The sequence below is a fragment of the Mycobacterium sp. TH-M106 genome (genome assembly GCF_057473765.1).
The window spans coordinates 1-26,445 of sequence record NZ_JBYCLE010000201.1 but is presented as its reverse complement, the minus strand read 5'-3'; the positions used below and the strand labels follow the sequence as shown (position 1 = coordinate 26,445).

Below are 26,445 nucleotides of genomic sequence, written 5' to 3'. Positions count from 1 at the left end.
ATGACCTGACCCAGGAGGAGATCGCCCAACTGGTCGGGGCGTCGCGGGAGACGGTGAACAAGGCACTGGCCGATTTCGCCCACCGCGGCTGGATCCGTCTGGAGGGCAAGAGCGTGCTGATCTCCGATTCCGAGCGGCTGGCCCGGCGAGCTCGCTGACTCACCGCGGTGAGATTGCGTCCTGGGTCGTGATTTCGGCGGCGGCACAGCCCAGTGTGCAATCTCAACGCCGCAGATAGTCCAGCTGGGCGCGTACCGACCATTCCGCGACGTCCCACAGCTTGGCGTCGACGTCGGTGTAGACGTGTTCGACGACCTGACGCACGGTGGCGTCGTCCCCGAGGTCGGCCAGCGCGGAGCGGACCTGGGCCAGCCGCTGTTCGCGGTGCGCCAGATATCCAGAACACGCGATCGCCAGGTCGGCCAGCTCCGGCCCGTGCCCGGGCAGCACCGTGCGCGCGCCCAGCCCCCGCAGCCGGCGCAACGACTCCAGGTAGTTCGCCAGGTCGCCGTCTTCGGGGTCGATGACGGTTGTGCCGCGGCCCAGCACGGTGTCGGCTGTCAGCACGGCGTCACTCAAGACGAACGACACCGAGTCGGCGGTATGGCCCGGTGTCGCGAACACCTTGATGCGCAGCCCGGCGGCCTCGATCACGTCACCATCGGTGAGGCCGCCGCCGAACCGGCGCTGGAAGCCGCTGCCCACCGACCACACCGGCGCACCGGTCGCGTCGGCCAGTTTGTCGATGGCGTCTGTGTGGTCGCCGTGCCGGTGGCTGATCAGCACCAAGGCGATCCGGCTCAGGCCGGCCAGCAACGAGATATGCGCGTCGTCGTCGGGGCCGGGATCGACCACCACCACCTCGTCGCTGCCCGGGCCGCGCAAGACCCAGGTGTTGGTGCCCTCCAGCGTCATCAGGCCGGGGTTGTCAGCCAGCAGCACCGACGCGGTCTCGGTGACCGGTCGCAGCCGACCGTAGGCGGGATGCATAGGCGGCACAGCCGCTACCCGACCTCGACGACCAGCTCGACCTCCACCGGCGCGTCCAGCGGCAGCTCGGCCACGCCGACCGCAGCGCGGGCATGCCGGCCAGCCTCGCCGAACACCTCGCCGAGCAAGTCGGACGCGCCGTTGACCACCCCGGGCTGGCCGGTGAAACCCGGTGCTGAAGCGACATAGCCGACCACCTTGACGGCGCGGGTCACCGCGTCGATCCCGACCAGCGCGTCGACCGCGGCCAGCGCGTTGAGCGCGCAGGTCCGGGCTAGCGCGTTGGCGTCCTCCGGAGTGACGTCGGCACCCATGGCGCCCACGCCCACTTTGCCGGTGCGGAGCAGCTTGCCGGCCTGCATCGGCAGCTGCCCGGACGTGAATACCAGATTGCCGGTGCGAACCGCCGGGAGATAGGAGGCCAGCGGTGTGACCACCTCGGGCAGTTCGACGCCGAGCTCAGCCAGCCGGGCCCGCCAGGCGGCGCTCATTTCGGCCGTTTGAGAAATGCGACGAGCTGCTCACCGGTGGGTCCCGGCAGGACCGAAACCAGCTCCCAGCCGTCATCGCCCCACTGATCGAGGATCTGCTTGGTGGCGTGGGTGATCAGCGGGACGCTGGCGTACTCCCAGCCGGTTCGTTGGCTCATGAAGCGAGCTTATCGCCGGCACAAGAAATCGCATGGCTAGCATGCAGTGGTGACTGCCACCAGCGAGGTTATCGGCTGGCCCTCCCGGCTGTCGAAGGCACGCCTGCATTTCGTGACGGGCAAGGGCGGCACCGGCAAGTCCACTGTCGCGGCCGCGCTGGCCCTGACCCTGGCCGCCGGCGGCCGCAAGGTTCTGCTGGTGGAAGTGGAAGGGCGCCAAGGAATCGCACAACTTTTCGACGTGCCGCCGCTGCCCTATGCGGAGGTCAAGATCGCGACCGCCGAGCGCGGCGGCCAGGTCAATGCACTGGCCATCGACCTCGAGGGCGCGTTCCTGGAGTACCTCGAGTTGTTCTACAACCTCGGTATCGCCGGGCGGGCTATGCGGCGCGTCGGGGCGGTCGAGTTCGCGACCACCATCGCGCCCGGGCTGCGGGACGTGATCCTCACCGGCAAGATCAAGTACGCGGTGGTCCAGGTCGACAAGAACAAACTGCCGGTCTACGACGCGATCGTCGTCGACGCACCCCCAACCGGGCGCATCGCGCGTTTCCTCGACGTCACCAAGGCGGTCTCCGACCTGGCCAAGGGCGGGCCGGTGCACTCGCAGGCCGACGGCGTGGTGAAGTTGCTGCACTCCGACCAGACCGCGATCCACCTGGTGACGTTGCTGGAGGCGCTGCCCATCCAGGAGACCATCGAGGCGATCGACGAGCTGCGGCGCCTCGACCTGCCGATCGGCAGTGTGATCGTCAACCGCAACATCCCCGCCCATCTGACACCCGACGAGCTGGCGAAGGCCGCCGAGGGGGTGGTCGACGCGGATGCGGTGCGGGCCGGGCTGGCCAAGGCCGGGATCAAGCTGACCGACGCCGACTTCGCGGGCCTGTTGACCGAGACCATCGAGCACGCTACCCGGATCACCGCGCGCGCCGAGACGGCCGAGGAACTGGCGCGGCTACACATACCGCGGCTGGAGCTGCCGACGATTGCCGACGGGGTGGACCTCGGCAGCCTCTACGAACTCTCCGAAACACTTGCCCAACAGGGGGTTCGATGAGTCCCAACCCGGCTGGCAGACCACCGGCGCTGGACATGGCCGTAATCCTGGCCGACACCGCCAACCGAGTGGTGGTGTGCTGCGGCGCCGGCGGTGTCGGCAAAACCACCACCGCCGCGGCGATGGCGCTGCGCGCCGCCGAATACGGCCGCACCGTGGTGGTGCTCACTATCGACCCGGCCAAACGCCTGGCACAGGCGCTGGGGGTCAACGCTCTGGGTAACACCCCCCAGCGGGTGCCGCTGGCACCGGAAGTCCCCGGTCAGCTGCACGCGATGATGCTGGATATGCGCCGCACCTTCGATGAGATGGTGATCGCCTATTCCGGACCGGAACGGGCCGACGCGATTTTGAACAACCAGTTCTACCAGACCGTAGCCACCTCGCTCGCCGGAACTCAGGAGTACATGGCGATGGAGAAGCTCGGTCAGCTGCTCGGCCAGGACCGCTGGGATCTGGTTGTGGTGGACACTCCTCCGTCGCGCAACGCGCTGGACTTTCTCGACGCGCCGAAACGGTTGGGCAGCTTCATGGACAGCCGGCTGTGGCGGTTGCTGCTGGGTCCCGGACGCGGCATCGGGCGGCTGGTCGCCGGGGCGCTCGGGCTCGCAATGAAAGCGCTGTCGACAGTGTTGGGCTCTCAAATGCTGGCTGACGCAGCGTCTTTCGTGCAATCACTGGATGCCACGTTCGGCGGATTCCGGGAGAAGGCCGACCGCACCTATGACTTACTCAAGCGGCGGGGAACTCAGTTCGTGGTGGTGTCGGCGGCCGAGCCCGACGCTTTGCGCGAGGCGTCGTTCTTTGTCGACCGGTTGTCGGAAGAACGCATGCCGCTGGCCGGGTTGATCCTGAATCGCACCCACCCCATGTTGTGCGCGTTGCCGGTCGAGCGCGCGATCGACGGGGTGGAGACGTTGCAGGAGCAGCTGTTGGGGAGCACAACGACTGACGGTGCCGACGGTGCCGATATTGCCGGCGGTGCCGATGACGCCGACGGTGCCGTGGCCCTGACCAGCGCGGTGCTGCGGATCCATGCCGAGCGCGCGGCGATCGCCAAGCGGGAGACCCGGCTGTTGTCGCGATTCACCGGGGCCAACCCCAACGTCGCTGTCGTCGGGGTGCCGTCGCTGCCGTTCGACGTTTCCGACCTGGAAGCGCTCGGTGCGATCGCCGATCAGTTGACGGCCACCGGCCGGCGCGGCGGCGAGACGCAGTTAGCCAGAAGGTAGCCAGAAGCTAGCCGACATCGCGTTGCTTGCGCTGCGCACCGAAGTAGTCGGCCCACGACGTCACCTCGGAATGCTGCTTGAGCAGCGCACGTCGTTGCCGCTCGGTCATGCCGCCCCAGACACCGAACTCAATGCGGTTGTCCAGGGCGTCGGCGGCACATTCCAGGATCACCGGACAGTGCCGACAGATCACCGCGGCCTTGCGCTGTGCCGCCCCGCGCACGAAGAGGTCGTCGGGATCGATGGTCCGGCACAGGGCTTTGGCGACCCAACCGATCCGGCCCTCGTCGTTGACGCCACCCAGCATGTTGCGGGCGGAGGCCACTGCCGATGTGTTGGTCCTGCGCACTCCGGCCCGCGTAGTCGACACGATGATCGCTCCCTCCGGCTACCAGCAGCCGCCTATTCAGTAGGAGGTGGATCGCAGTTGAGATCCACGCCACATTGCTTAGTCAGTGTTACCTGAGTCGCAGTGCGTCTATAACTTAGGTGGTCAGGTCACGTTTACGCAACAGTCTGATACCGACTTTTTTGGGACGGTTGTGCAATCCGACCATAACAACACCCTGGGCGACCGGCGGGCCGGTGCTCGGCGCCGGCACAGACAGCGCCCCCGGCCGACTTCCGGCGCGCTGGGCGCCGTCGCTACTGTGGTAGCCATGTCGGAGCGTCCCCCGACCCCTGACACGGTGGCCACGGTGGCCAAACTGGCGGGGTGTTGCCTGCTCGCCAGCGTCGTGGTCGCCGCGCTGCTGTTCCCGGTAGCCGGCGGGCTGGGGTTGATGTCCAACCGTGCCTCCGACGTGGTCTCCAACGGTTCGGCGCAACTCGTGGACGGCGCCGTGCCCGCAGTGTCGACGATGGTCGACGCGAAGGGCAACACCATCGCGTGGCTCTACTCGCAACGACGGTTCGAGGTGCCCAGCGACAAAATTGCCGACACGATGAAGTTGGCAATCGTCTCCATCGAGGACAAACGGTTTGCTGAGCATAACGGTGTGGACTGGAAGGGCACGCTGGCGGGCTTGGCCGGCTACGCGTCCGGCGACATCGACACCCGTGGTGGTTCCACCCTCGAACAGCAGTACGTGAAGAACTATCAGTTGCTGGTGCTCGCCCAGACCGACGCCGAGAAACGCGCCGCAACCGAGACCACTCCGGCACGCAAGCTGCGGGAGATCCGGATGGCGCTCACCCTGGACAAGACGTTCAACAAATCGCAGATACTGACCCGCTACCTGAACCTGGTGTCGTTCGGCAACAACTCTTTCGGCGTGCAGGACGCGGCTCAGACCTACTTCGGGGTGAATGCATCGGAGCTGAACTGGCAGCAGGCGGCGTTGCTGGCGGGTCTGGTGCAGTCGACCAGCTCACTGAATCCCTACACCAACCCGGAGGGCGCGCTGGCCCGGCGCAACGTGGTGCTGGACACCATGATCGAGAATCTGCCCAAGGAGGCCGACGCGCTGCGAGCCGCCAAAGCGGAGCCGCTGGGCATCTTGGCCCAACCCAACGAGCTGCCACGCGGCTGCATCGCCGCGGGCGATCGGGCCTTTTTCTGCGACTACGTGCAGGAATACCTGTCGCGGGCCGGAATCAGCAAAGAGCAGGTGGCCCGGGGCGGCTACCTGATCCGCACGACACTGGACCCCGACGTACAGGCCCCGGTCAAGCAAGCGATCGACAGCTTCGCAAGCCCCACGGTGCCGGGTGTCGCCAGCGTGATGAGTGTGATCAGGCCCGGCAAGCAGAGCCACCCGGTGCTGGCGATGGCCAGCAACCGCAGCTATGGGCTCGACACCGACCTCGGCGAGACCATGCGGCCGCAGCCGTTCTCCCTGGTGGGCGATGGCGCCGGGTCCGTCTTCAAGATCTTCACCACAGCCGCCGCGCTGGAGCTGGGCATGGGCACCAGCGCGCAACTCGAGGTGCCCGGTCGGTTCGACGCCAAAGGTCTGGGCAGCGGCGGGGCCAAGGGCTGCCCGAAGGAGACTTGGTGCGTGGTGAACGTCGCCCCGTACCGGTCGCCGATGAATGTGACCGATGCCCTGGCCACCTCGCCGAACACCGCGTTCGCGAAGTTGATCTCACAGGTCGGCGTGCCGCGCACGGTGGACATGGCGGTCAAGCTCGGGTTGCGCTCCTACGCCGATCCCGGAACCGCCCGCGACTACGATCCGGACAGCACCGAGAGCCTCGCCGATTTCGTCAAACGGCAGAACCTCGGATCCTTCACTCTGGGCCCGATCGAGGTGAACGCACTGGAGCTGTCGAACGTCGCGGCCACCCTGGCGTCGGGGGGGATGTGGTGCCCCCCCAGCCCGATCGACAAGCTGTTCGACCGCGATGGCAACGAGGTGGCTGTCACCACCGAAACCTGCGATCAGGTGGTGCCCGAAGGCCTGGCCAACACCCTGGCCAACGCGATGAGCAAGGACGCGCTGGGCGGTGGCACCGCCTCACCGGCGGCAGGTGCCGCCGGTTGGGGCCTGCCGATGTCCGGCAAGACCGGCACCACCGAAGCGCACCGGTCGGCGGGTTTCGTCGGTTTCACCAACCAGTATGCGGCGGCCAACTACGTCTACGACGATTCCAGCTCACCGTCAGACCTGTGCTCCTTCCCGTTGCGCCACTGCGGTGACGGCGATCTGTTCGGCGGCAACGAACCAGCCCGCACCTGGTTCACCGCGCTGAAGCCGATCGCCGAGAGCTTCGGGCCGGTGGCCCTGCCGCCGACCGATCCACGCTATGTCGACGGCGGCCCCAACTCGCGGGTGCCCAGCGTCTCCGGCTTGGACGTCGACGCGGCCCGCCAACGGCTGATCGAAGCCGGCTTTCAGGTCGCCGATCAGCCCAGCGCAATCAACAGCACAGCCCGTAACGGCGCGGTGGTCGGCACGTCGCCGGCCGGTCAGACCATCCCGGGCTCCATCGTCACCATCCAGATCAGCAACGGGATTCCGCCACCGCCGCCGCCGCCGCCCGAGGGGGTGCCGCCCCCGGAGCAGCTGGGTTGGACGGTGGTCGAGATACCGGGCCTGCCGCCGATCACGATTCCGGTGCTGCCTCCGCCGGCACCACCGCCACCGCCATAGCCGCGGCCCGGCGGGCAGTAGGCTGCCAGCATGGCAGCACCATCCCTACCATCCGCCCTGACGAAGTCCGCCCTCGCAGCGCTGGGACCGGCCGTGCTCGCGGTCGGGTATGCCTCGATCATCGAGCGCAACGCTTTCCTGGTGCGCGAGGTGACGATGCCGGTTCTTACCCCGGGATCGTCACCGCTGCGGGTGCTGCACATCAGCGACATCCACATGCGGCCCCAGCAGCGCTACAAGCAGGCCTGGCTGCGGAGATTGGCGCGCTGGGAACCTGACCTGGTCGTCAACACCGGTGACAACCTGGCGCACCCGAGAGCGGTGCCGGCGGTCGTGCAGTCGCTGGGCGATTTGTTGTCGGTGCCGGGGGTCTTCGTCTTCGGCAGTAACGACTACTTCGGCCCGCGGTTGAAGAACCCGGCGCACTACGTGACCAAGCCGACGCACCGCGTCTACGGTGCGCCGCTGCCCTGGCAGGATCTGCGGGCGGCGTTCAGCGAGCGGGGCTGGCTGGACCTCACCCACAACTGCCGCGAGGTCGAGGTGGCCGGCTTGCGGATCGCCGCGGCCGGCGTCGACGACCCACACATCGGCCGGGATCGCTACGAGGCGATCGCCGGCCTAGCCAGCCCGGCCGCCGACCTGCGGCTGGGGCTCACCCACTCTCCCGAGCCGCGGGTGCTGGACCGCTTCGCCGCCGACGGTTATCAGTTGGTGATGGCCGGTCACACTCACGGCGGCCAGGTGTGCCTGCCGTTCTACGGTCCGCTGGTGGGTACCAACTGCGGTCTGGACCGCGCCCGGGTCAAGGGCGCGTCGCGGTGGGGTGCACATATGTGGTTGCACGTCTCCGCGGGGATCGGCACCTCGCCGTTCGCGCCGGCGCGGCTCTGCTGCCGCCCGGAGGCCACCCTGCTGACCCTGGTCGCGGCTCCGACCGGTGGCCACGACGGTCGGGGCGCCCTGCAGCGGTCGCAGGTCGGCATTGCAGCGCGTTGAGTCATCCGACCCGGCCGACCCGGACCGCGACCCACGGCCGCCCGCGGCGCTGGACCGACAACGCGATCCGGCTGATCGAGGCCGACGCCCGGCGCAGCGCCGACACCCACCTGCTGCGCTACCCGCTGCCGTCGGCGTGGGGTTCGGATGTGGATGTGGCCCTGTACCTCAAAGACGAGACCACCCACATCACCGGCAGTCTCAAGCACCGCCTGGCCCGCTCGCTTTTTCTCTACGGGCTGTGCAACGGGTGGATCGACGAGGACACCACCGTGGTCGAAGCGTCGTCGGGGTCCACCGCGGTGTCCGAGGCGTACTTCGCGGCGCTGCTGGGCCTGCCGTTCGTCGCGGTGATGCCCAGCTCGACCAGCGCGTCCAAAGTGGCGCTGATCGAGGCGCAGGGCGGACGCTGCCATTTCGTGCAGCATGCCGGCGACGTCTACGCCGAGGCGGAGCGGATCGCCGCCGAGACCGGCGGGCACTACCTGGACCAGTTCACCAACGCCGAACGGGCCACCGACTGGCGCGGCAACAACAACATCGCCGAGTCGATCTACGAGCAGCTCCGCGACGAGGCCCATCCGGTTCCCGAGTGGATCGTGGTCGGGGCCGGCACCGGTGGCACCAGCGCGACGATCGGCCGCTACATCCGCTACCGCCGGCACGCCACCCGGCTGTGCGTCGTCGACCCGGAGAACTCGGCGTTCTTCCCGGCCTACGCGCAGTGCCGCTACGACACCGTCGTCGCCGGGTCGTCACGCATCGAGGGCATCGGCCGGCCGCGGGTGGAGCCGTCGTTTCTGCCGGACGTGGTCGACCGGATGGTTTCGGTACCCGATGCCGCGTCGATCGCGGCCACCCGCCACGTCAGTGCGGTGTTGGGCCGGCGGGTGGGCGCGTCGACCGGCACCAACGTGTGGGGAGCTTTCGGGCTGCTCGCCGAGATGGTCGCCGATGGGTGCAGCGGGTCGGTGGTCACGCTGCTCGCCGACAGCGGTGACCGCTACACCGACACCTACTTCTGCGACGACTGGGTGGCACAGCAGGGGCTCGACCCTGCGGGGCCCACCGCGGCGCTGGCGGAATTCGAACGTTCCTGCCGCTGGGACTGAGCCTGGTCGGTGGCGGCGTCCGGGGCGGTGGCCAGCAGCCACAACGCGGCAACGCCGAAGAAGCCGCAGTACAAGGCGGCGCCCAATAGCGTCATGATCTGGCTCCCTTGGCGGCGGCAATGTTAGGCGGAACGTTATTAGCCAGTCTGCCTAATGTGGTCGCGGTTTGCAGCCGTCCACGCCGCGGTGTGGGCGATCTCATTGTCTGGCGACTGCGTGACCTGCGTCATCGGGAGTCGACGGCGATGGCAATCTCAGCGAAGCCGGTTGCAGTGGGTCGCCGCCGTCGGGTCTGGACGTTCGGCGCATTTGGCCGGTTTCGGCGCCGGTGCGATACGCTGTCGTGGCTTCACGCGGGGTGTGGCGCAGCTTGGTAGCGTGCTTCGTTCGGGACGAAGAGGTCGTGGGTTCGAATCCCGCCACCCCGACAGAGATAAACGTTTCGAACACGTTCGAGGGTACGCATCACGAGCGGTAGCCTGCCGGCGAGCATCCGACGAATCAGACCCCACCGCTCGAAGGCGGTGACATTGGCCTGTTGGGTGTGTTCATCACCGGCTCCGCTGGTGATATAGGACCAAAGCTGCGGGGGCAGCACCGCAGCCGCCTTCGCTTCCAGGGCGGTGAAGGTTTTTGGCAGCGTTGGCATCACACCGGTCAGGGCCGTACGAGTAGGTGGCCGCCTGGTAGTCGCCAAACGCCATGCTGCTCAGTATGCGAGGCAGTGCGGGATCCGCGCCACTCAATAAACGGCGACGTGCACTTCGCCTGTACGTCTCTAAACAACCGTGCGGCAGCGCCACAATCGGCCGACCAATGTCTGTGCTGCCGTTACCGTCTGGGGGGTGAACGTTGATCCCATCGCTTCCAGCCAACAGTGGGTGCAGGCGTGGAACGCCCACGACGTGGAAGTGGTTCTCCAGCATTTCCACGACGACGTGGTGTTCACCTCGCCGGTGGCCAGGGCATCGACACGCTCGTCATCTTGTACCGCAACCAAAATGATGGCCTGGTCAACGAGGTCCTGCGGTTCGGCGACGACGGCCGGGTCATCGAAGGCCACGGAACCTACCTCGTCACCGGATAGGATTCGGTGAAACCGGGAAGGCCGCACCCGGACGGCAACGAAGTGGGTGGCAGATGTCGGATCAGTTAAACGTCGCCGTCATCGGTGACTTCGACGATTCGTACGCCCCACACGTCGCGACCAACGCGGCAATAGGCTACTCCGCCAAGGCACTTGGCCTGGAAGTCTCCCTACGCTGGCTGGCCACCGAAGCGCTGGAAGCCGACCTCGGCCCAGCTAAGACCGCCGATGTGCTGTGGTGCGCGCCTGGAAGCCCGTACCGCAGCATGGTCGGTGCTATCGCCGCACTGCGATTCGGCCGAGAAAACGGCGTGCCGACCCTGGGCACGTGCGGAGGCTGCCAGCACATCATCGTCGAATACGCCCGCCATGTTCTCGGGTTCGAAGATGCCCAGCACGCTGAATACGACCCGTACAGCTCACGGTTGTTCATCTCGGAGTTGGCGTGCTCGCTGGCCGGGAAAACCATGTCCGTCAACCTGAAACCTGAATCGTTGGTTGCGCGATCCTACGGAGCCAGCAGAACAACCGAGCACTACTACTGCAACTTCGGACTGAACCCCACCTACCGGCAGGCAGTCGAACATGGTGGTCTTCGCATCACTGGGATAGCCGACGATGACGAACCGCGAATCTTCGAACTGCCCGAACACCCCTTCTACGTGGCGACCCTGTTCGTGCCGCAGAACCGCTCAACCGCCGAAGAGCCCCACCCGCTGATCACCGCTCTACTGTCTGCCGGAGTCACGAACCGGGGTCGGCAGCACCGAGATTCGGCATGGCATCAGCCGGCGGACGAAATTATGGTCGAACATGAGGCAGGCGACAGCCCCGCTCCATGAACGTCGCGTCAGGTGCGGAGAAGCCGAACTTCTCGTACAAACCCTGCGCGTCGACGGTGTGCAACATCCACCGGAAGCCGCGCCCGGAGCCTTCGTCGATCATCACCCGCAACAAACCCTGCCCGACTCCCCGACCACGCTCCTGGGGAGAAACGTACACATCAGCCAGGTAGGCCATAGCCACTCCGTCGGAGAACGCGCGGCAGAAACCCACCATCTGACCGTCGGTGACGCGGTACGCGCCGACAACCCGCCAAGCGCTATCGAGCTGTTGCTCGAACATCTCCCGGCTGCGGTACTTCGCCCAGTAAGCATGATCGATCAGCTCGTCCCAGAGCCAGTCGCGATCCACACGCACCCCATCAGTGGAAAAGTCGATACCCTGCGTGTTCGTCAACAATCTCCACCTCGGAAATCCCAGGTCTGCAAAGAATTTTGGTCCGCAGGATGCCCCATCGTCGTCACACGCATCACCGTTCGATAGCCGACGGTATCGGGTGATCCGGGTGCAGCTACCGGGAACGAGCAACAGATCGGAGATCATCCCGTCCCAGTTGCCGCCGAACGCGCCGAATCCGTACATCGACAACGGTACCAATTGGCCGATGCTCTCCGCCGATTAGCGAACACCGTCAACGCGATCGGTGTACCACCTGCCTAAAGGTGGTACACTTCTCTGATGCCGACCACCCGCCCCCGCTACCAGGTGACCGAGACACCGGAGGTGGCCCGCGCGTTGGACCGGGCCGCGAAACGATGGCCTGGTGAGTCACGTTCGAAGTTGCTGCTGCGCCTGGTGGAGGCTGGCGCTGGCATCCTCGAACGCGCTGAGCGTGCCAACGACGAAGCTCACCGTGCCGCTGTATTGGCAAGCAGTGGCCGCTACGCGGAGGCGTTCGGGCCTCACTATCTGGCCGAGCTGCGTGCGGACTGGCCCACATGATTGCGATGGACGCGAATGTCTTGATCGCGCATTTGAATTCCGCCGATCCGCATCACGAAGCGGCCACCGCGATCTTGCTCGCCGGCAGACCCGGACAGATGCTCGTCCATACCATCACGCTGGCGGAGGTCCTTGTCGGCGGGGTTCGTATAGGGCAGGGGGCGTCGATGCGCGACGATCTGTGTGCCGCCGGTATCGCGGTCGCGCCGCACGATGACGGCGAGCCATTGCGTCTTGCCGAACTGCGCGCGAGTAGTGGGCTGAAACTTCCCGACTGCTGCGTCTTGGATGTCGCGATTCACCATCAGGCGAGCCTGGCAACCTTCGACGATGCCCTGGCTGCCGCGGCCCAAAGACGGGGCGTGGCGGTCAAAACCTGACTTCGCATCGAGTGCAGCGCCGGGTCCCCGACGGTTGCCTCCGGAGCGGGCCGACCGCCGCTTGACGGCGGCTCCAACTGGGCCGATGACGCTCATGGGTGTCCGACGGGTCCCCGACGGTTGCCTCCGGAGCGGGCCGACCGCCGCTTGACGGCGGCTCCAACTGGGCCGATGACGCTCATGGGTGTCCGAGTAGCGTGCGAGGTTGATCGCGGCGTTGTCGTCACGTTGGTGGGTGACTGAACAACCGTCGCATTGCCAGTGTTCGTCCCAGCCGATGTCTTGCACATGCCCGCGAGCGTGGTAGGTTTTCGACGACGGGAACCAGCGGTCAGCGACCATGAGCTGCGACTCGTACCAGCTTGTCTTGTAGGACAGGTGCCGGCCCGGCGTACCCCGCTATCGTCTACCACAGCGCCGTCAATGCCGCCTCGACTCGTTAGACCCCGGCCTCAAGCAAGGTGCGAGGCCGGGGCCATTCGACTAGAGCACAGACCCGCAGGTCATCTCCAACGCTGGTCCCGAAGCCGTTTGTTTCGCCGGCCGCATCAGAGTGCACTTCGCTCAGTGTAAGGGGTGCGCTCATTCGAGCGCCGGCCACACGCCGCCGGTGAACATCGCCGTCCCCGGAGCTACTCGACCCGACAGTTGAACCAGGAGACGCGCGTGCCAAGGCGCCATGGGGCCGTTGTTCTGCAGCAACTCTACGAAGCCACCGCCCGAACGCACGTCGTGGGCGTAGTCGACGAGGAGGTCCGGTACCCAACCCACGGGAGCACCTCCAGATGCTTCGAGAAGCAAGGCTCGCGGATTCGCCTCGTTTGTGGAGTCGTTGACGAGAGTGAGACGGTTGCCGGCTTGCAGCGATTTCGCCACAGCTTCCGTGCCGTGCTGGCGTACTGCATAACTAACCCCGCGAACCAGGAAGATCGCCTCAGTTTCACCGTTGTCGGCGACTGCGGGTGACTCGGCGAGCAACACGCTGTCGCCCTTTCGCTCTCCGCCGCTGCGGCTGAGTATGTCGAGCCGGGATGCCTCGACTGTGAGCCCGAGCCAGCGCACGTATTGGCGATAGTCCGGTCGCTTGCGGTCCATCACGCGTAGGTCGAAGAACGGCCACAGCCGGGCCGATTCATAAACGCGATTGAGGTCCGGGAATCCGATGAAGGGGCGGAATCCCTTAACAGACCCCCCCAGGCCTTCCAGGTACTGGAATCGGTAGCCGGTTTCCCGATAGTCCAGTACCCCTACCGGTGTAATGGCGCGAAGCTGCCGGTTGCGCCAGGCAACCGCGAAGCGTCGCACAGCACGGCTCGTCGGCGGTGAGAGCACCTCAGCTGAGGACATCAAGCAATCTCCCTCGGTTGACCATGATCAGCGCGACGGTGAAGCGGCGCGCGATCTCAGGCATGTCGGGTGCGGCGGCGACCACGCTCGCCACCGAATCCTTGTCCACCGCCATGATGCGCTCGCGCCAGTGCTTTCGGGTCGTCGACTCGCAGAGCGTTGTTGCGGAGTGAGCCAGCTCGACCAGGGTCTGCCAGCGGGTGCCCGGACGATGCTCGAACCTGTACGCCTTTCCGCGGCTCGCCCAACGCGGAACGGTCCCGTCGTGCAAATGCTGAGCGCGGGTTCCGTCGGTCAGTGTGAAACCGAGGCTGGCCGCGTGGTCGAACGATGGGCACAGCGCATCAGCCTCATCTGTCTCCGGCGGTCGAACGAGCACGGCCCAGTTACGGTCGTGACGGTCACTGTGAGAGATCAACGCGTCGAACACGAGGTAGCCAGCGAAAGCATCGAAGGCGCGGAACGTGGGCGGGAGCGCTGAGCCGGGAGGTATCGCAAACCGCGTGAGCGCCTGCTGGATCGTCCCAACGTTGTGCCCACGCAGCCCCGAATCGTCTGGGTCGTAGTTGGGCACAACCTCGGGCATCAATGCTTGCCCCGCTTGCAGTTCCCAGTTCGGCAAGCGCACGTCCTCGACCAGAGCACCACGCACCCCACCACGCACCCCCAGCTGGACCGGCGCCGCGGGTATCCCGACGAGCCGCGCCAACTCGCTGGCGAGCTTCTCCACCACGTCTTCGCCGAGAGAGCGATCACGCTCAGACCGCGCCGGTTTGAAGAGCCATGTGCGCCTCTGTGAAGGATGCTTTAGCCAATCGTGCGGGTGCTGCCCCTGGGTCTCCAGTCCGGCGACAGACCAATCGTCGACAGCGACGACCGGCCAGAAATCGGGCACCAGTTCATTGTGCCGAGGCATCTGCGCCACACAAACGTGCTGGCGGCGCCTGGCGCGCCCACATGAAAATCCCGCCACCCCGACTGTGCGCCGCGCTGGTCTCTCTCGGTGCCACATCGAACCTGCGGTGCGACGTGTCGCAGCCCCCGCCACAGGCTCGATGACCTCACCGCAGATTCGCCGCATACAGTCCAGGCATGCAACCGCACGTGATTCGGGGCGCGGAACTGGCCGTCTGGCAGTCCGGATTGGGCAGTCGCGACCTGGTGTTTGTGCACGGTTTTCAGAATGACCACACCGCCTGGTCTCCGCTGCTGGAGCGCCTCGACGAAAACCGTTACCGATTCACGTCGTTTGACCTGTTGGGCTGCGGTGCGAGCGGACACGCCGACGCCTGGCAGCGATGCACCATCGACGAGTACGGCGCCGACCTCGTCGCGCTGTGCGACGCCCTCGATCTCGATCGACCTGTCGTCGTCGGTCACAGCCTCGGCGGCGCCGTCGCCCTGAGTGCGACGCTTGCCCACCCAGGTCGGTTCGCCGGGATGGTGCTGGTTGCCCCCGCATCGACGACCGGTCTGGACTTCCTCCCCGACGAGGCCAGCTTCACGGCACTCGCGCATCCGACCCGCGACCAACGGGAAGCGTTGGCCCGAAAAGCGTTCCGCCGGCCATTGCCCGAAGCCGACTTCCGGGCGTTGCTGGCGGTGATCGAGCGGGCGTCACCAGAACACATCGAGGGTGCGGCCCGGTCGATGCGTGCGTTCACCTGCCAACCCCAGCTCGCCGCCGTCACGGAACCGACGATCCTGATCTGCGGTGACCGTGACCGGCACATGCCGCTGCGAAACCACCTGGCGACCTGGCGGGCGATTCCGCGCTGCGGCCTGCAGGTCTATTTCGACATCGGCCATGTGCCGTTCATGGAAACACCGGACCGTTGCGCGATCGACGTCGAGCGGTTCCTCGCGACGCTTGGCTGACCGCCTGGACGCCATCGCAACAGCGCCTGCCGGCGTGTACGTCACGGCGACGCTCGATGGTCGACTACAAGCGATCCTTGACCGCGGCTGCGAGTCGCGCGCCGTCAGCCTTGCCGGCGGCGATCGAGGTCGCCACTTTCATGACCAGGCCCATCTGTTTCTTACCGGGCCGTTCCCCGAGGTCCTCGGCCACCTGCGCCAACGCGGTGTCGACGACATCCGCCAATTCACTCTCGGTGAGCGGCGCCGGCAGGTACTCGTCGATGATTCGCGCCTCGGCGTGCTCCTCGGCGGCGAGCACCCCGCGGCCGTTCTCGGTGTAGATCTCTGCCGCCTCCGCGCGTTTGCGCGCCTCCCTGGCCAGCACCTTGAGCACCTCGTCATCGGAGAGCTCACGCGCTTGTTTGCCGGCGACCTCTTCGGTCTGGACCGCGGCCAGCAACATCCGCAACGTCGCGGTGCGCATCTTGTCCCGCGCCTTCATCGCGTCGGTCAGGTCGGCCCGCAACCGGGATTTGAGTTCTGCCATGCCGGATAACGCTACGCTCGGCCCATGGTCGAAAATACCGGCGGTCCGGTCCGGTGAGCTCGCCGCCGCCCAACTACCCGGGGCCGGGCTCTCCGCAGCCCGGCTACGGCCCGTCCGGCTACCCGCCTGGCTACGGCCCGTCCGGCTACCCACCTGGCTACGGCCCACCCGGCTATCCGGGGCAGCCCGGCTACCCGCAGCCCGGCTACCCGCAGCCCGGCTACCCGCAGCCCGGCTACCCGCCTGGCTACCCGCCTGGCTATCCACCGGGCTATCCACCCGGCTACCCGCCGCCCCCCGGGTATGGCACACCCGCCCGCGCACCTGCGGAGATGAAACCCGGCGTGATTCCGCTGCGGCCGCTGGGCTTGAGCGACATCTACAACGGCGCGGTCGGCTACATTCGCGCCAACCCCAGAGTCGTGCTGGGGCTGACCGCCATTGTCGTGCTGATCACCTGGCTCGTCACCCTGGCCACCCAAGCTGGCCCGCTGGCCGTGGTCAGCCAACTGGCCGCCGAATCGTCGACTTATCAACTGTCCGGGCGCGATGTGGTCGCGTGGGGCATGTCGCTGACGGTCGGCGCCGCGATGACCTCGCTGGCGATCATCGTGCTGGTCGGCATGCTGACCGTTGTCGTCGGACGCGCGGTTTTCGGTTCATCGATCACCGTCGACGAGGCCTGGGCCCTGGTGCGTGGGCGGTTCGCGGCGCTGATCGGGTTGGCGGCGCTGCTGGCGCTGGCCGCGGCGGTGGTGACCGGCGTGCTGGTGCTCCTGCTTGCCGTGGCGATAGCGAACGGCGCTGCCACCGTCATCGCCATGCCGCTGATCCTGGCGCTGACCGGCCTGCTCGGCTATCTGTACGTGATGGCGAGTTTCGCCCCCACTGTCATCGTTCTGGAGCGGCTGCCGGTGTTCACAGCGATCGGCAGGTCATTCGCCCTCATCCGCAACAGCTTCTGGCGGGTGCTGGGCATCCTGCTGCTGACCGGTCTCATCACCTACCTGGTCACCAGCGCGGTGGCGTTGCCGTTCAACCTGGCCGGGATGGCGCTGGGTGGCGCTGCCGAGTCGTTGACGACCGTGTCACTGCCGGGGGTGCTCTCCGGGCTGGGGACCGCGATGGGCCAGATCGTCGTGCTGCCGTTCACCGCCGGTGTGGTGGTGCTGCTTTATACCGACCGCCGCATCCGCGCCGAGGCATTTGACCTGGTGCTGCGGGCCGGGGTGACCCACACCGCCGGCACGCTGCCGGCGACTGGGTCCACTGACAGCCTGTGGCTGACCCGACCGCCGCGGTGAGGATCTGTGAGGATCTGTGACGATCTATGAGGACAACTGACGTTGCCCGCCGTCGACATTGACCGCGACGCTGCGCGTGAGGCAGCCCAACGCGAACTGGCCAAACCGATCTACCCCAAACAGTCGCCGAAGCAGCAGCTCATCGACCTCGTCGACATGCTGCTGCGCCAACTGGTCGGCAAGGGTGCGACGGTGCCGGGCGGGTGGTTCACCATCAGCGTGCTGCTCATCGTGGTCGTGGTCGCGGCGCTGGCCGCGATCCGCGTCGCTTCACGCACCCTGCGCACCAATCGCGGCGAGCAGCCGTTGTTCGGCGTGGCCGAACTCAGCGCGGCCGAGCACCGCGCCACCGCGGAACGTTATGCGGCGTCCGGCAATTGGGCCGCCGCGGTCCGTCACCGGCTGCGCGCCGTCGGCCGTGAACTCGAACAGGCCGGTGTGCTCAATCCCGCGATAGGGCGTACCGCTAACGAACTGGCGCGTGACGCCGGTACCGCCCTACCCGAGTTAACAGGTGAATTAGCGAGAGCTGCAAAGATTTTCAACGACATCAGCTATGGAGAGCGGCCTGCCACCGCGGCTTGCTACCGGGTCGTCGCCGAATTGGACGAGCAGCTGCAGAAGGCCGCGCATTCGGCGCGGACCGTAGAGTCATGGCGGCAGCTCCGGTGAGGGCCGTGGGAACCCAGGCACGACCCCGCGGGGCGCGCCGGTGGCGTTCGTGGCGGTGGGTGGCGCTGGGCCTGGTCGTGATCGTCGCGGTGGCAACGCTCAGCGCCTACCTGACCACCCCACGGGCCGGCGGTGAGATGGACCCGGCTGCCACCGGGCCCGCCGGAGCCCACGCGCTGGTGATGCTGCTGCGCGACCGGGGTGTCGACGTCGTCGTCGCCGACACCGTCGCCGACGCCGAACGCGTCGCACGGCCCGATGCACTGCTGCTGGTGGCCGAGACCGCACGAATCGGCGGCAAAGACCTGCACCGGCTGGCCCACCTCCCCGGTGATCTGCTGCTGGTGCAACCCACCCCACGCGCCCGCAAGGCTCTCGCGCCGGGGATCCGCACCGCGTTGGACCGGGTCGCGGTATTCGCCCGTCCACCGGAATGCGATCTGCGCGAAGCGGATCGGGCCGGGTCGGCGGACCTGCGGGCCACCGAGACCTACGTCACGGCCAGTGACCAGCCGATAATCAGCTGCTACGACGGCACGCTGGTCCGCTACCGCACCGGCGAGCGCACCATCACCGTGGTCGGCGGTGCCTTTTTCATGACGAACTCCGGCTTGCTCCTGCAGGGCAATGCTGCGCTGGCGATGAACCTTGCCGGTAGCCGGCATCGTCTGGTCTGGTATGCGCCGCAGTGGTCTGAAGACAGATCCTCAGGTACGGCAACGATTTTCGATCTGATCCCGAAGAATGTGAGCTGGCTGGTCGGGCAGCTGTGCCTGGTGGTGGCAGTGGCCGCGCTGTGGAAGGGCCGGCGGCTGGGCCCGCCGGTGGCCGAGCAGCTGCCGGTCGTGGTGCGTGCATCGGAGACCGTCGAGGGCCGTGGTCGGCTGTACCGGTCACGGCGGGCACGGGACTGTGCCGCACAGGCGCTGCGAATCGCGGCGCTGCAGCGGCTGTCGCCCCGGCTCGGGCTGGGTATGCACGCTGGGGCCGCACCGGCATCGGCGGTGGTGGCGGCAACCGCTCAACGCAGCGGTATGCATCCGGAATCGTTGCAGCACTTGCTGTTCGGTCCACCCCCGAGCTCCGACACCGGCCTACTCCACCTTGCCCGCGCACTCGACGACATCGAAAGGCAGGTCAGCCGATCGTGACACAGATTTCCCCGACCCCGGCCGCACAAAGCCCGGCGCGTAACGCGCTGGTGGCGTTGCGCACCGAGATCGCCAAGGTGGTCGTCGGCCAGGATGCCGCGGTCAGCGGATTGGTGATCGCGCTGCTGTGCCGCGGCCACGTACTGCTCGAAGGTGTTCCCGGGGTGGCGAAAACACTTTTGGTGCGAACCCTGGCCGCCGCGTTGCGGCTGGAATTCAAACGCGTGCAGTTCACCCCGGACCTGATGCCGGGTGACGTCACCGGTTCCCTGGTCTACGACGCCCGCACCGCGGCGTTCGTGTTCCGGCCGGGGCCGGTGTTCACCAACCTGATGCTCGCCGACGAGATCAACCGCACCCCGCCCAAAACACAGGCCGCCCTGCTGGAGGCGATGGAAGAAAGACAGGTCAGCGTGGACGGCGAACCCCGGCCGCTGCCAGAGCCGTTCATCGTGGCCGCCACCCAGAACCCGGTCGAATACGAAGGCACCTACCAGTTGCCGGAAGCTCAACTCGACCGGTTCCTGCTGAAGCTGAGTGTGCCCCTGCCGCCACGGGATGCCGAGATCACCATTCTGAGCAGGCATGCGCATGGGTTCGACCCCCGCGACTTGTCGGCGGTCAATCCGGTGGCCGGGCCGGCCGATCTGGCTGCCGGTCGCGATGCGGTGCGCCGGGTGTTGGTCGCCGACGAGGTGCTGGGCTACATCGTCGACGTCGCAGCGGCGACCCGGCACTCGCCCGCTCTGCAACTCGGAGTCTCACCGCGCGGGGCGACGGCGTTGTTGGCCACCGCACGGTCGTGGGCGTGGCTGTGCGGGCGCAACTACGTCACCCCCGATGACGTCAAGGCCATGGCCCGCCCGACGCTGCGGCACCGGATCGCGCTGCGCCCGGAGGCCGAACTCGAAGGCGCGACACCCGACGGCGTTCTCGACGGCATCCTGGCGTCGGTTGCCGTGCCGCGATAGCCGCTATAGGCACCGCAGTGATCCTGACCGGCCGCACCGCGCTGATCGCGCTGATCTGTGCACTGCCCGTCACGTTGTCGCCTTGGCCCGCAACAGCGTTCGCCGTTTTGGCGGCGGTCCTGGCTGCCGCGGTGGCCACCGACATCGGATTGGCGGCCAGCCCGACGGCGTTGCGTTTTACCCGGTCGGGGCAGGCCTCGGCTCGGCTCGGCTCATCGGTGCAGACCGCGTTGCTGATCGCCAACGACGGCCGGCGCCGGCTGCGCGGACAAGTGCGCGACGCCTGGGCGCCCAGCGCGTGCGCTGAGCCGCGCATTCACCCGCTCGACGCCGCTGCTGGCCAGATGCGGCAGCTGGTCACCGAACTGCATCCGGTCCGTCGCGGCGATCAGCACGCCGCCGCCGTCACCGTGCGCTCGATCGGCCCGCTGGGGTTGGCGGGACGGCAGCGGTCGACGCCGGTGCCCGGACGGTTACGGATCCTGCCGCCGTTCCTGTCGCGCAAACACCTGCCGTCGCGGCTGGCCAAGCTGCGCGAAATCGACGGCAGTCTGCCGGTGATGGTTCGGGGGCAGGGAACCGAATTCGACTCGCTGCGCGAATATGTCGACGGTGACGACGTCCGCTCGATCGACTGGCGGGCCACCGCCCGTCGCGGCGACGTCGTGGTGCGGACCTGGCGGCCCGAACGTGACCGTCGGGTGGTCATCGTGCTCGACACCGGGCGCACAGCGGCCGGTCGGGTCGGTGTCGACCCGACCGGCGGCGACCCGAGCGGGTGGCCGCGGCTGGACTGGTCGATGGACGCCGCGCTGCTACTGGCCGCGTTGGCATCGCGCGCCGGCGACCACGTCGACCTGTTGGCCCACGACCGGGTGACCCGCGTCGGTGTGTTCGGCGCCCCGCGTACCCGCCTGCTGGCCCAACTGGTCGACGCGATGGCCCCGCTGCGGCCGGCACTGGTTGAATCCGACGCGCCCGCTTTGGTTGCCACCATCAGCCGGCGGGTACGGCGGCGTGCACTGGTCATGTTGCTGACCGATCTCAACGCTTCGGCACTGGACGAGGGGCTGCTGCCGGTGTTGCCCCGCCTGACCGCCGGCCACCAGGTCATCGTGGCCGCCGTCGCCGATCCCCGGGTGGATCGATTGGCGCAGGGGCGATCCGACGCGGCAGCGGTGTACGACGCAGCGGCTGCCGAACGTGCCCGCAACGACCGGCGTGCAGTCGCGTCGCGGCTGCGTCGCGGTGGTGTGGAGGTCGTCGATGCCGCACCCGAGCAGCTGGGACCTGCGCTGGCCGACCGTTACCTGGCTATGAAGGCCGCCGGGCGGCTGTGACGTGATGTCACCCGCCGCGAGCATGTGACGTGATGTCACCCGCCGCGAGCATGTGACGTGATGTCACCCGCCGCCGCGAGCATGCGCAAACTCGCACTCGCAAGGCCCGCGGAGTGCGATTCTGTGCATGCTCGGCGGGGGAATTCAGCCGGTAGGGACGACGTCCGGCACCTCGGCGGCGTCACCGGATTCTCCGGCTGCGGCGGCTTTGCGGCCGAAGTGAACGATGTAGGCCAAAAACAGCGCCTCGGCCACCACCCCGATGCCCATCCGCAGCCAGGTCGGCAGCGGCGACGGGGTCACCAGCGCTTCGATCAGCCCCGATACTCCCAGCACCGCCACCAGCCCCACCGCGACCGAGACGACGGCACGGCCCTGCTCGGCCAGCACCTGACTGCGCGGCCGGTCGCCCGGCGAGATCACCGTCCAGCCCAGCCGCATGCCGACGGCGCCGGCCAACAAGACCGCCGTCAGCTCCAGCAGCCCGTGCGGCAGCAGCAGGCCGAGCATGAATCCGCCCTTGCCGGCGTCGAACATCAAGCCCAGCGCCACCCCGACGTTAGCGGCGTTGACGAACAGCAGATACGGGATCGGAACGCCGAGCAGGATGGCGAAGGCGATGCAGCGGGCAGCCACCCAAGAGTTGTTCACCGCAACCTGCAGTGCGAACGCACCGGCGGGGTGATCGCGGTAATAGGCCTGGTAGTCGTGGTTGACCATCTGGTCGATCTCGGTCGGCGTGGCGATGGTGGACTGCACCTGCGGGTTGTTGGCCACCCAGAACGCAATCACCGCGACGACCGCGAAGAACACCACCGCCGTGGCCAACCACCAGCGCCAGGACCGGTAGGCCACCACCGGAAACGACACCGTCCAGAACCTGGTGAACTCACTGCTCAGCGGGGCGTGTGCGCCGACAACCGCAGCGCGCGCCCGCGCGACCAGCGTCGAGAGCCGGCCGACCAGCGCCGAATCCGACGATGCCGAACGCAGCATCGACAGGTGGGTGGAGACTCGTTGGTAGAGCTCGACGAGTTCGTCGATTTGCGCGCCGGTCAGCCGTCGGCGCCTTCTGACCAGCCACTCGAGCCGGTCCCAGGCAGCACGGTGGGCCAGCACGAACGCGTCGACGTCCACCCGGTGCAGCCTAGCGGCGGTAGCGTTTGCGGTATGCCGAGCGTGGTGACCGGCGACGCCGTCGTGCTGGACGTCCAGATCGCCCAGTTGCCGGTGCGGGCGGTCAGCGCGCTGATCGATGTGACGGTGATCTTCCTGGGCTATGTGCTGGCCCTGATGCTGTGGGCGTTCACTCTGATGCAGCTCGACGAGGCACTGGCCGCGGCGATTCTGGTGATCTTCGCGGTGGGATTGCAGGTCGGCTATCCGGTCATTTTCGAAACCACCACCCGGGGCCGGTCGTTGGGCAAGATCGTGATGGGTCTGCGGGTAGTCTCCGATGACGGTGGCCCAGAACGCTTCCGGCAGGCGCTGTTTCGCGCGCTGGCATCGGTGGTGGAGATCTGGGCGCTGGCGGGCAGCCCGGCGGTGATCTGCAGCTTGCTGTCACCGCGCGGGAAGCGGCTCGGCGACGTCTTTGCCGGCACGGTGGTGATCAGTGAACGCGGCCCGGCCTCGCCCCCGCCGCCGATGATGCCGCCGATGCTCGCGTGGTGGGCGCAGTCGCTGCAGTTGTCGGCGCTGCGGCCCGAGACGGCCGAGCTGGCACGCCAATTCCTCTTCCGGGTGACGCAACTCGATCCGCGTGCGCGCGATGCCATGGCGTACCGCATCGTCGGCGACATGCTGACTCAGATCTCGCCACCGCCGCCACCGGGTACGCCACCGCAGTTGGTGCTGGCGGCGGTGCTGGCCGAGCGGCACCGGCGCGAACTGGCCCGGCTGGGGACCCGACTAGGCCCACAAGCACCGTTCGCGCCGACTCCCTGGCCACCACAGCCGCCATACCCGCGGCCCACCCCGGGCACCGGCGGTTTCCCCCCGCCACGGTGACGGCACTTGCATCTCGACAGTTCGCGATATATCGTCGACGTATCGAAAACACATCGGGTGTTTTCCCTCCAGAAACGAGACAACCTCATGACTACCCCTTTTCCTCCCTTCAGCGCGCATGTCGCCGGTGGCGCTCGCCCCGGCGGATTCGGTTTCGGGTTCGCCCCGGGCGACCGGCGTAGCCTGCACCAGGCGAAGCGCCAGGCCAAGCGAGAGTTACTGGAAGACTTACGCGGCCACGACAATGGACCCGGTGGACCTGGCCCGTTCGGGTTCGGGCCCGGGTTCGGGCCCGGTTTCGGGCGGAGCTTCGGCCCGGGTTTCGGGTTCGGCCCGGAATCGCGCGGTGGACGGCGCAGAACCCGTCGGCATCATCGCGGCCGGCGCGGTGACGTGCGGGCCGCCATCCTGGCCCTGCTGGCCGAGCAGCCGATGCACGGTTACGAGATGATCCAGCAGATTGCCGACCGCAGTCAGGGCCTGTGGCGGCCCAGTCCCGGGTCTGTCTACCCGACCCTGCAGCTCCTGGTCGACGAGGGCCTGATCGCCGGCAATGAAACTCAAGGCAGCAAGCGACTTTTCGAACTGACCGATGATGGTCGCGCCGCTGCCGAGGAGATCGAGACCCCGCCATGGCAGGCGATCGCCGAAGACGTCGACCCCGGTCAGGTCACTCTCCGCACAGCGATAGGTCAACTGTTCGGCGCGGTGGCGCAAGCCGCAGACGTCGCCAGCGCCGACCAGCAACAGCGCATCGTCGACATCGTCAATACCGCCCGCCGCGAGGTTTACAACATCCTGGGCGAAACCGAATGACCAGCAACGTCAGCAGCCTTGCAGCACCCGGCGCATCGCATCCTTCTCGTTGGCCGACACCCATAGCTGATAGTCGGTCTTGACGGCGACCTGGCGGGCGACGAACTCGCACCGATAGCTGACGTTTGGTGGCAGCCACGCTGCGGCATCCCGGAAGGCCTTGTCGAAGTTGGCCTGCGCGTCGACGGCCAGCAGGTTGCGAGGGTCGTTGGCGAAGTTGCGGCGCCGAGCGTCGTCCCAGGCCCGGGCGCCCTTGTACCACGCGTCGGCCAGCGACACCACGTGGTCGATCTGCACTGCCTCGGAAGTATCGGGTCCGCGAACGAAGTCGATGATCTGCGCGGTGTACGGGTCGTGCAAGACCCCGTGCTGTACCAGGCAGGTTCCCCGCCGCAGTGTCACGTCGGTGAGGTCACGGCGCAGGATGTCGTCGCGGGTGTTGCAGTCGTTGTGGCCGAACTCGACGTCGACGTCGTCGCTCCACCGCTCGCCGAACCGGTAGCGTTTGAAATCCTGTGCCCGGTCCCAGCCCTTGATGGGCAGTGCTTCCAGGAGCCGGCGGGCGGTGTCGTAACCCGGGTTCAGCGGTGGCGCACTCGACCCCGGTGGCACCGGGGTCCAGGTCGGTGACGGGCCCGACGATCGCCAGGCGTGCCATACATGGCCGTATAACCAGATCCCCGCGGCGGCCATGCCGACCGCGAGCACCACGACGGCCGCCTTAGCCGCCCATCGCCGGCGCTTCAAGACACGTCAACCCAGTCCAGGGTGCGCTGCACGGCTTTTTGCCAGCCAGCGTAGCCCGCCGCCCGCTGTTCGTCGTTCCAGGTGGGCGTCCATCGCTGGTCCTCGCGCCAGTTGGCCCGCAGCTCGCTCGGGTCCTTCCAGAACCCGACTGCCAGCCCGGCGGCGTAGGCCGCGCCCGCGGCGGTGGTCTCGGTGACCACCGGCCTGACCACGTCTACACCCAGGGTGTCGGCCTGGATCTGCATGCATAGATCGTTGGCGGTGATCCCGCCATCGACCTTCAAAACCTCAAGGCGCACACCGGAATCAGCTTCCATCGCCGCAACGACGTCGCGGCTTTGGTAGCAGATGGACTCCAGTGTCGCTCGCGCGAGGTGTGCGCCGGTGTTGAACCGCGACAGGCCGACGATCGCGCCGCGGGCGTCGGAGCGCCAGTAGGGGGCGAACAGGCCGGAGAACGCTGGCACGAAGTACATCCCGCCGTTGTCGGCGACAGAGCGGGCCAGCGCTTCGCTCTGCGCGGCGTCGCCGATGATGCCCAACTGGTCGCGCAGCCACTGCACGGCCGCACCGGTGACCGCGATCGACCCCTCGAGCGCATACACCGGCGCGGCGTCCCCGAACCGATAGCAGACCGTAGTCAGCAGACCGTGTGCTGAACGTACGATCTTCTCACCGGTGTTGAGCAGCAAGAAGTTTCCGGTGCCGTAGGTGTTTTTGGCCTCGCCGGCGGCCAGGCACACCTGGCCGACCATCGCCGCCTGTTGATCGCCCAGGATGCCGGTGACCGGCACCTCACCCCGCGCCGGTCCGGTGCTGGCGGTGATGCCGTGCGGTTTGCGCGACGACGACGCCGCGATCCGCGGCAGCATCTCCCGCGGCACCGAAAACAGTGACAGCAGTTCGTCGTCCCAGTCCAGCGTCTCCAAGTTCATCAGCATGGTGCGGCTGGCGTTGGTGACATCGGTCAGGTGGACTCCCCCACGGGGGCCGCCGGTCAGGTTCCACAACATCCAGGTGTCGCAGGTGCCGAACAGGGCGTCGCCACGTTCGGCGTCTTCGCGTACGCCGTCGACGTTCTCCAGAATCCACTGCAGCTTGCCGCCGGAGAAATAGGTGGCCGGCGGCAGTCCCGCCTTGAGCCGGATCATGTCGCCGCGGCCGTCGCGGTCGAGCGCCGCCGCGATGCGGTCGGTGCGGGTGTCTTGCCAGACGATCGCGTTGTAGTACGGGCGGCCGGTCTGCTTGTTCCATACCAGCGTGGTTTCCCGCTGGTTGGCGATGCCCAGCG

General features: G+C 67.4%; 28 protein-coding genes, 1 tRNA gene and 3 pseudogenes. 19 read left to right on the top strand and 13 right to left on the bottom strand.

Annotated features, from left to right (window positions below):
- The coding region (locus AC2VOP_RS07060) for a helix-turn-helix domain-containing protein (protein WP_486952783.1) at positions 1–158 on the top strand (158 nt) is incomplete at its 5' end.
- 64 nt (positions 159–222) lie between these two features.
- On the opposite strand, the gene AC2VOP_RS07055 is transcribed toward AC2VOP_RS07060, so the two are convergent.
- Genes AC2VOP_RS07055 through sp36 form a run of 3 tightly spaced genes read right to left on the bottom strand, consistent with a single transcriptional unit; the run spans position 223 to position 1,639 of the window.
- Positions 223–990: an MBL fold metallo-hydrolase gene (locus AC2VOP_RS07055; protein WP_486960295.1), complete on the bottom strand. Its 768-nt coding sequence runs from the start codon at positions 988–990 to the stop codon at positions 223–225.
- Between the two features lie 14 nt (positions 991–1,004).
- Entirely contained in the window at positions 1,005–1,481 is a 477-nt protein-coding gene (locus tag AC2VOP_RS07050; protein WP_486960294.1) for a RidA family protein, read from the bottom strand.
- The gene (sp36, locus tag AC2VOP_RS07045) at positions 1,478–1,639 is read right to left on the bottom strand and encodes a Sp36 family protein (protein ID WP_486960293.1); all 162 of its coding nucleotides are present in this window, start codon (positions 1,637–1,639) and stop codon (positions 1,478–1,480) included. The genes AC2VOP_RS07050 and sp36 overlap by 4 nt, the downstream gene beginning before the upstream one ends.
- Before the next feature lie 46 nt (positions 1,640–1,685).
- Between sp36 and bagA the strand changes: the two genes are divergently transcribed.
- Both bagA and bagB read left to right on the top strand, forming a co-directional pair.
- On the top strand, positions 1,686–2,699 hold the full coding sequence (gene bagA, locus AC2VOP_RS07040) for an ATPase BagA (protein WP_486960292.1): 1,014 nt from the start codon (positions 1,686–1,688) through the stop codon (positions 2,697–2,699).
- Entirely contained in the window at positions 2,696–3,931 is a 1,236-nt protein-coding gene (bagB, locus tag AC2VOP_RS07035; protein ID WP_486960291.1) for an ATPase BagB, read from the top strand. The genes bagA and bagB overlap by 4 nt, the downstream gene beginning before the upstream one ends.
- Before the next feature lie 7 nt (positions 3,932–3,938).
- Here bagB and AC2VOP_RS07030 read toward each other — a convergent pair whose 3' ends face one another.
- On the bottom strand, positions 3,939–4,301 hold the full coding sequence (locus AC2VOP_RS07030) for a WhiB family transcriptional regulator (RefSeq protein ID WP_486960290.1): 363 nt from the start codon (positions 4,299–4,301) through the stop codon (positions 3,939–3,941).
- A 289-nt stretch (positions 4,302–4,590) separates the two neighbouring features.
- Between AC2VOP_RS07030 and ponA2 the strand changes: the two genes are divergently transcribed.
- The 4 genes from ponA2 to AC2VOP_RS07010 all read left to right on the top strand — a co-directional run bounded on the left by ponA2 (position 4,591) and on the right by AC2VOP_RS07010 (position 9,565).
- Positions 4,591–7,026, top strand: a complete 2,436-nt coding sequence (gene ponA2 / locus AC2VOP_RS07025) for a transglycosylase/D,D-transpeptidase PonA2 (RefSeq protein WP_486960289.1) — start codon at positions 4,591–4,593, stop codon at positions 7,024–7,026.
- A gap of 30 nt (positions 7,027–7,056) precedes the next feature.
- Complete coding sequence (locus AC2VOP_RS07020; RefSeq protein WP_486960288.1) at positions 7,057–8,025, top strand: metallophosphoesterase; 969 nt, start codon at positions 7,057–7,059, stop codon at positions 8,023–8,025.
- Complete coding sequence (gene cds1 / locus AC2VOP_RS07015; RefSeq protein ID WP_486960287.1) at positions 8,022–9,137, top strand: L-cysteine desulfhydrase Cds1; 1,116 nt, start codon at positions 8,022–8,024, stop codon at positions 9,135–9,137. Before AC2VOP_RS07020 ends, cds1 begins: the two co-directional genes overlap by 4 nt.
- 354 nt (positions 9,138–9,491) lie before the next feature.
- Positions 9,492–9,565: transfer RNA gene (locus tag AC2VOP_RS07010), tRNA-Pro, on the top strand.
- A 113-nt stretch (positions 9,566–9,678) separates the two neighbouring features.
- Here the strand turns inward: AC2VOP_RS07010 and AC2VOP_RS07005 are convergent.
- Positions 9,679–9,786, bottom strand: a pseudogene (locus AC2VOP_RS07005) (hypothetical protein); the annotation flags it as partial.
- Between the two features lie 196 nt (positions 9,787–9,982).
- Between AC2VOP_RS07005 and AC2VOP_RS07000 the strand changes: the two are divergent.
- Positions 9,983–10,224: pseudogene (locus AC2VOP_RS07000) on the top strand (nuclear transport factor 2 family protein).
- 53 nt (positions 10,225–10,277) lie between these two features.
- Positions 10,278–11,066, top strand: coding sequence for a CTP synthase C-terminal region-related (seleno)protein (locus AC2VOP_RS06995; RefSeq protein ID WP_486960286.1), 789 nt, complete (start codon positions 10,278–10,280; stop codon positions 11,064–11,066).
- Here AC2VOP_RS06995 and AC2VOP_RS06990 read toward each other — a convergent pair.
- Positions 11,026–11,463, bottom strand: coding sequence for a GNAT family N-acetyltransferase (locus tag AC2VOP_RS06990; RefSeq protein ID WP_486960285.1), 438 nt, complete (start codon positions 11,461–11,463; stop codon positions 11,026–11,028). The genes AC2VOP_RS06995 and AC2VOP_RS06990 overlap by 41 nt on opposite strands.
- Positions 11,464–11,745: 282 nt before the next feature.
- Here AC2VOP_RS06990 and AC2VOP_RS06985 point away from each other — a divergent pair, with 282 nt between their 5' ends.
- Positions 11,746–12,009: a hypothetical protein gene (locus AC2VOP_RS06985; protein ID WP_486960284.1), complete on the top strand. Its 264-nt coding sequence runs from the start codon at positions 11,746–11,748 to the stop codon at positions 12,007–12,009.
- Positions 12,006–12,389 (top strand): type II toxin-antitoxin system VapC family toxin, encoded by a 384-nt coding sequence (locus tag AC2VOP_RS06980; RefSeq protein WP_486960283.1) that lies wholly within the window; start codon positions 12,006–12,008, stop codon positions 12,387–12,389. The genes AC2VOP_RS06985 and AC2VOP_RS06980 overlap by 4 nt, the downstream gene beginning before the upstream one ends.
- Before the next feature lie 92 nt (positions 12,390–12,481).
- Here AC2VOP_RS06980 and AC2VOP_RS06975 read toward each other — a convergent pair.
- The 3 genes and pseudogenes from AC2VOP_RS06975 to AC2VOP_RS06965 all read right to left on the bottom strand — a co-directional run.
- Positions 12,482–12,785: pseudogene (locus tag AC2VOP_RS06975) on the bottom strand (zinc ribbon domain-containing protein); the annotation flags it as partial.
- Positions 12,786–12,971: 186 nt separating this feature from the next.
- Positions 12,972–13,694: a hypothetical protein gene (locus tag AC2VOP_RS06970; protein WP_486960282.1), complete on the bottom strand. Its 723-nt coding sequence runs from the start codon at positions 13,692–13,694 to the stop codon at positions 12,972–12,974.
- A 28-nt stretch (positions 13,695–13,722) separates the two neighbouring features.
- A complete protein-coding gene (locus AC2VOP_RS06965; RefSeq protein ID WP_486960281.1) occupies positions 13,723–14,469 on the bottom strand; it encodes a HipA domain-containing protein in 747 nt (248 codons plus the stop codon).
- A gap of 359 nt (positions 14,470–14,828) precedes the next feature.
- Here AC2VOP_RS06965 and AC2VOP_RS06960 point away from each other — a divergent pair, with 359 nt between their 5' ends.
- Entirely contained in the window at positions 14,829–15,614 is a 786-nt protein-coding gene (locus tag AC2VOP_RS06960; RefSeq protein ID WP_486960280.1) for an alpha/beta fold hydrolase, read from the top strand.
- Positions 15,615–15,678: 64 nt separating this feature from the next.
- On the opposite strand, the gene AC2VOP_RS06955 is transcribed toward AC2VOP_RS06960, so the two are convergent.
- A complete protein-coding gene (locus AC2VOP_RS06955; RefSeq protein WP_486960279.1) occupies positions 15,679–16,143 on the bottom strand; it encodes a GatB/YqeY domain-containing protein in 465 nt (154 codons plus the stop codon).
- Positions 16,144–16,196: 53 nt separating this feature from the next.
- Between AC2VOP_RS06955 and AC2VOP_RS06950 the strand changes: the two genes are divergently transcribed.
- The 5 genes from AC2VOP_RS06950 to AC2VOP_RS06930 are packed head-to-tail and all read left to right on the top strand — an operon-like array spanning position 16,197 to position 21,581.
- On the top strand, positions 16,197–17,447 hold the full coding sequence (locus AC2VOP_RS06950) for a hypothetical protein (RefSeq protein WP_486960278.1): 1,251 nt from the start codon (positions 16,197–16,199) through the stop codon (positions 17,445–17,447).
- Between the two features lie 42 nt (positions 17,448–17,489).
- On the top strand, positions 17,490–18,119 hold the full coding sequence (locus AC2VOP_RS06945) for a DUF4129 domain-containing protein (RefSeq protein WP_486960277.1): 630 nt from the start codon (positions 17,490–17,492) through the stop codon (positions 18,117–18,119).
- Positions 18,101–19,270, top strand: coding sequence for a DUF4350 domain-containing protein (locus AC2VOP_RS06940; RefSeq protein WP_486960276.1), 1,170 nt, complete (start codon positions 18,101–18,103; stop codon positions 19,268–19,270). The genes AC2VOP_RS06945 and AC2VOP_RS06940 overlap by 19 nt, the downstream gene beginning before the upstream one ends.
- Positions 19,264–20,241, top strand: a complete 978-nt coding sequence (locus tag AC2VOP_RS06935) for an AAA family ATPase (protein ID WP_486960296.1) — start codon at positions 19,264–19,266, stop codon at positions 20,239–20,241. Before AC2VOP_RS06940 ends, AC2VOP_RS06935 begins: the two co-directional genes overlap by 7 nt.
- 17 nt (positions 20,242–20,258) lie before the next feature.
- Positions 20,259–21,581, top strand: a complete 1,323-nt coding sequence (locus AC2VOP_RS06930; RefSeq protein WP_486960275.1) for a DUF58 domain-containing protein — start codon at positions 20,259–20,261, stop codon at positions 21,579–21,581.
- Between the two features lie 144 nt (positions 21,582–21,725).
- Here AC2VOP_RS06930 and AC2VOP_RS06925 read toward each other — a convergent pair whose 3' ends face one another.
- On the bottom strand, positions 21,726–22,718 hold the full coding sequence (locus tag AC2VOP_RS06925) for a stage II sporulation protein M (protein ID WP_486960274.1): 993 nt from the start codon (positions 22,716–22,718) through the stop codon (positions 21,726–21,728).
- Positions 22,719–22,751: 33 nt separating this feature from the next.
- Between AC2VOP_RS06925 and AC2VOP_RS06920 the strand changes: the two genes are divergently transcribed.
- Both AC2VOP_RS06920 and AC2VOP_RS06915 read left to right on the top strand, forming a co-directional pair.
- On the top strand, positions 22,752–23,591 hold the full coding sequence (locus AC2VOP_RS06920) for an RDD family protein (protein WP_486960273.1): 840 nt from the start codon (positions 22,752–22,754) through the stop codon (positions 23,589–23,591).
- Between the two features lie 87 nt (positions 23,592–23,678).
- Positions 23,679–24,407: a PadR family transcriptional regulator gene (locus AC2VOP_RS06915; protein WP_486960272.1), complete on the top strand. Its 729-nt coding sequence runs from the start codon at positions 23,679–23,681 to the stop codon at positions 24,405–24,407.
- Between the two features lie 9 nt (positions 24,408–24,416).
- On the opposite strand, the gene AC2VOP_RS06910 is transcribed toward AC2VOP_RS06915, so the two are convergent.
- Positions 24,417–25,118 (bottom strand): HNH endonuclease family protein, encoded by a 702-nt coding sequence (locus AC2VOP_RS06910; RefSeq protein WP_486960271.1) that lies wholly within the window; start codon positions 25,116–25,118, stop codon positions 24,417–24,419.
- Positions 25,119–25,150: 32 nt separating this feature from the next.
- Positions 25,151–26,445 (bottom strand): glycerol kinase GlpK (glpK, locus tag AC2VOP_RS06905; protein WP_486960270.1); only part of this gene is annotated, 1,295 nt, incomplete at its 5' end.

Coding starts and splice junctions, on each gene's coding strand:
- AC2VOP_RS06955 (WP_486960279.1), bottom strand. CDS start 16,143: ATGGCAGAACTCAAATCCCGGTTGCGGGCCGACCTGACCGACGCGATG.
- AC2VOP_RS06915 (WP_486960272.1), top strand. CDS start 23,679: ATGACTACCCCTTTTCCTCCCTTCAGCGCGCATGTCGCCGGTGGCGCT.
- AC2VOP_RS06985 (WP_486960284.1), top strand. CDS start 11,746: ATGCCGACCACCCGCCCCCGCTACCAGGTGACCGAGACACCGGAGGTG.
- AC2VOP_RS06980 (WP_486960283.1), top strand. CDS start 12,006: ATGATTGCGATGGACGCGAATGTCTTGATCGCGCATTTGAATTCCGCC.
- bagB (WP_486960291.1), top strand. CDS start 2,696: ATGAGTCCCAACCCGGCTGGCAGACCACCGGCGCTGGACATGGCCGTA.
- AC2VOP_RS06920 (WP_486960273.1), top strand. CDS start 22,752: ATGCCGAGCGTGGTGACCGGCGACGCCGTCGTGCTGGACGTCCAGATC.
- sp36 (WP_486960293.1), bottom strand. CDS start 1,639: ATGAGCCAACGAACCGGCTGGGAGTACGCCAGCGTCCCGCTGATCACC.
- AC2VOP_RS06995 (WP_486960286.1), top strand. CDS start 10,278: ATGTCGGATCAGTTAAACGTCGCCGTCATCGGTGACTTCGACGATTCG.
- AC2VOP_RS07050 (WP_486960294.1), bottom strand. CDS start 1,481: ATGAGCGCCGCCTGGCGGGCCCGGCTGGCTGAGCTCGGCGTCGAACTG.
- AC2VOP_RS07055 (WP_486960295.1), bottom strand. CDS start 990: ATGCATCCCGCCTACGGTCGGCTGCGACCGGTCACCGAGACCGCGTCG.
- AC2VOP_RS07020 (WP_486960288.1), top strand. CDS start 7,057: ATGGCAGCACCATCCCTACCATCCGCCCTGACGAAGTCCGCCCTCGCA.
- AC2VOP_RS06960 (WP_486960280.1), top strand. CDS start 14,829: ATGCAACCGCACGTGATTCGGGGCGCGGAACTGGCCGTCTGGCAGTCC.
- AC2VOP_RS06940 (WP_486960276.1), top strand. CDS start 18,101: ATGGCGGCAGCTCCGGTGAGGGCCGTGGGAACCCAGGCACGACCCCGC.
- ponA2 (WP_486960289.1), top strand. CDS start 4,591: ATGTCGGAGCGTCCCCCGACCCCTGACACGGTGGCCACGGTGGCCAAA.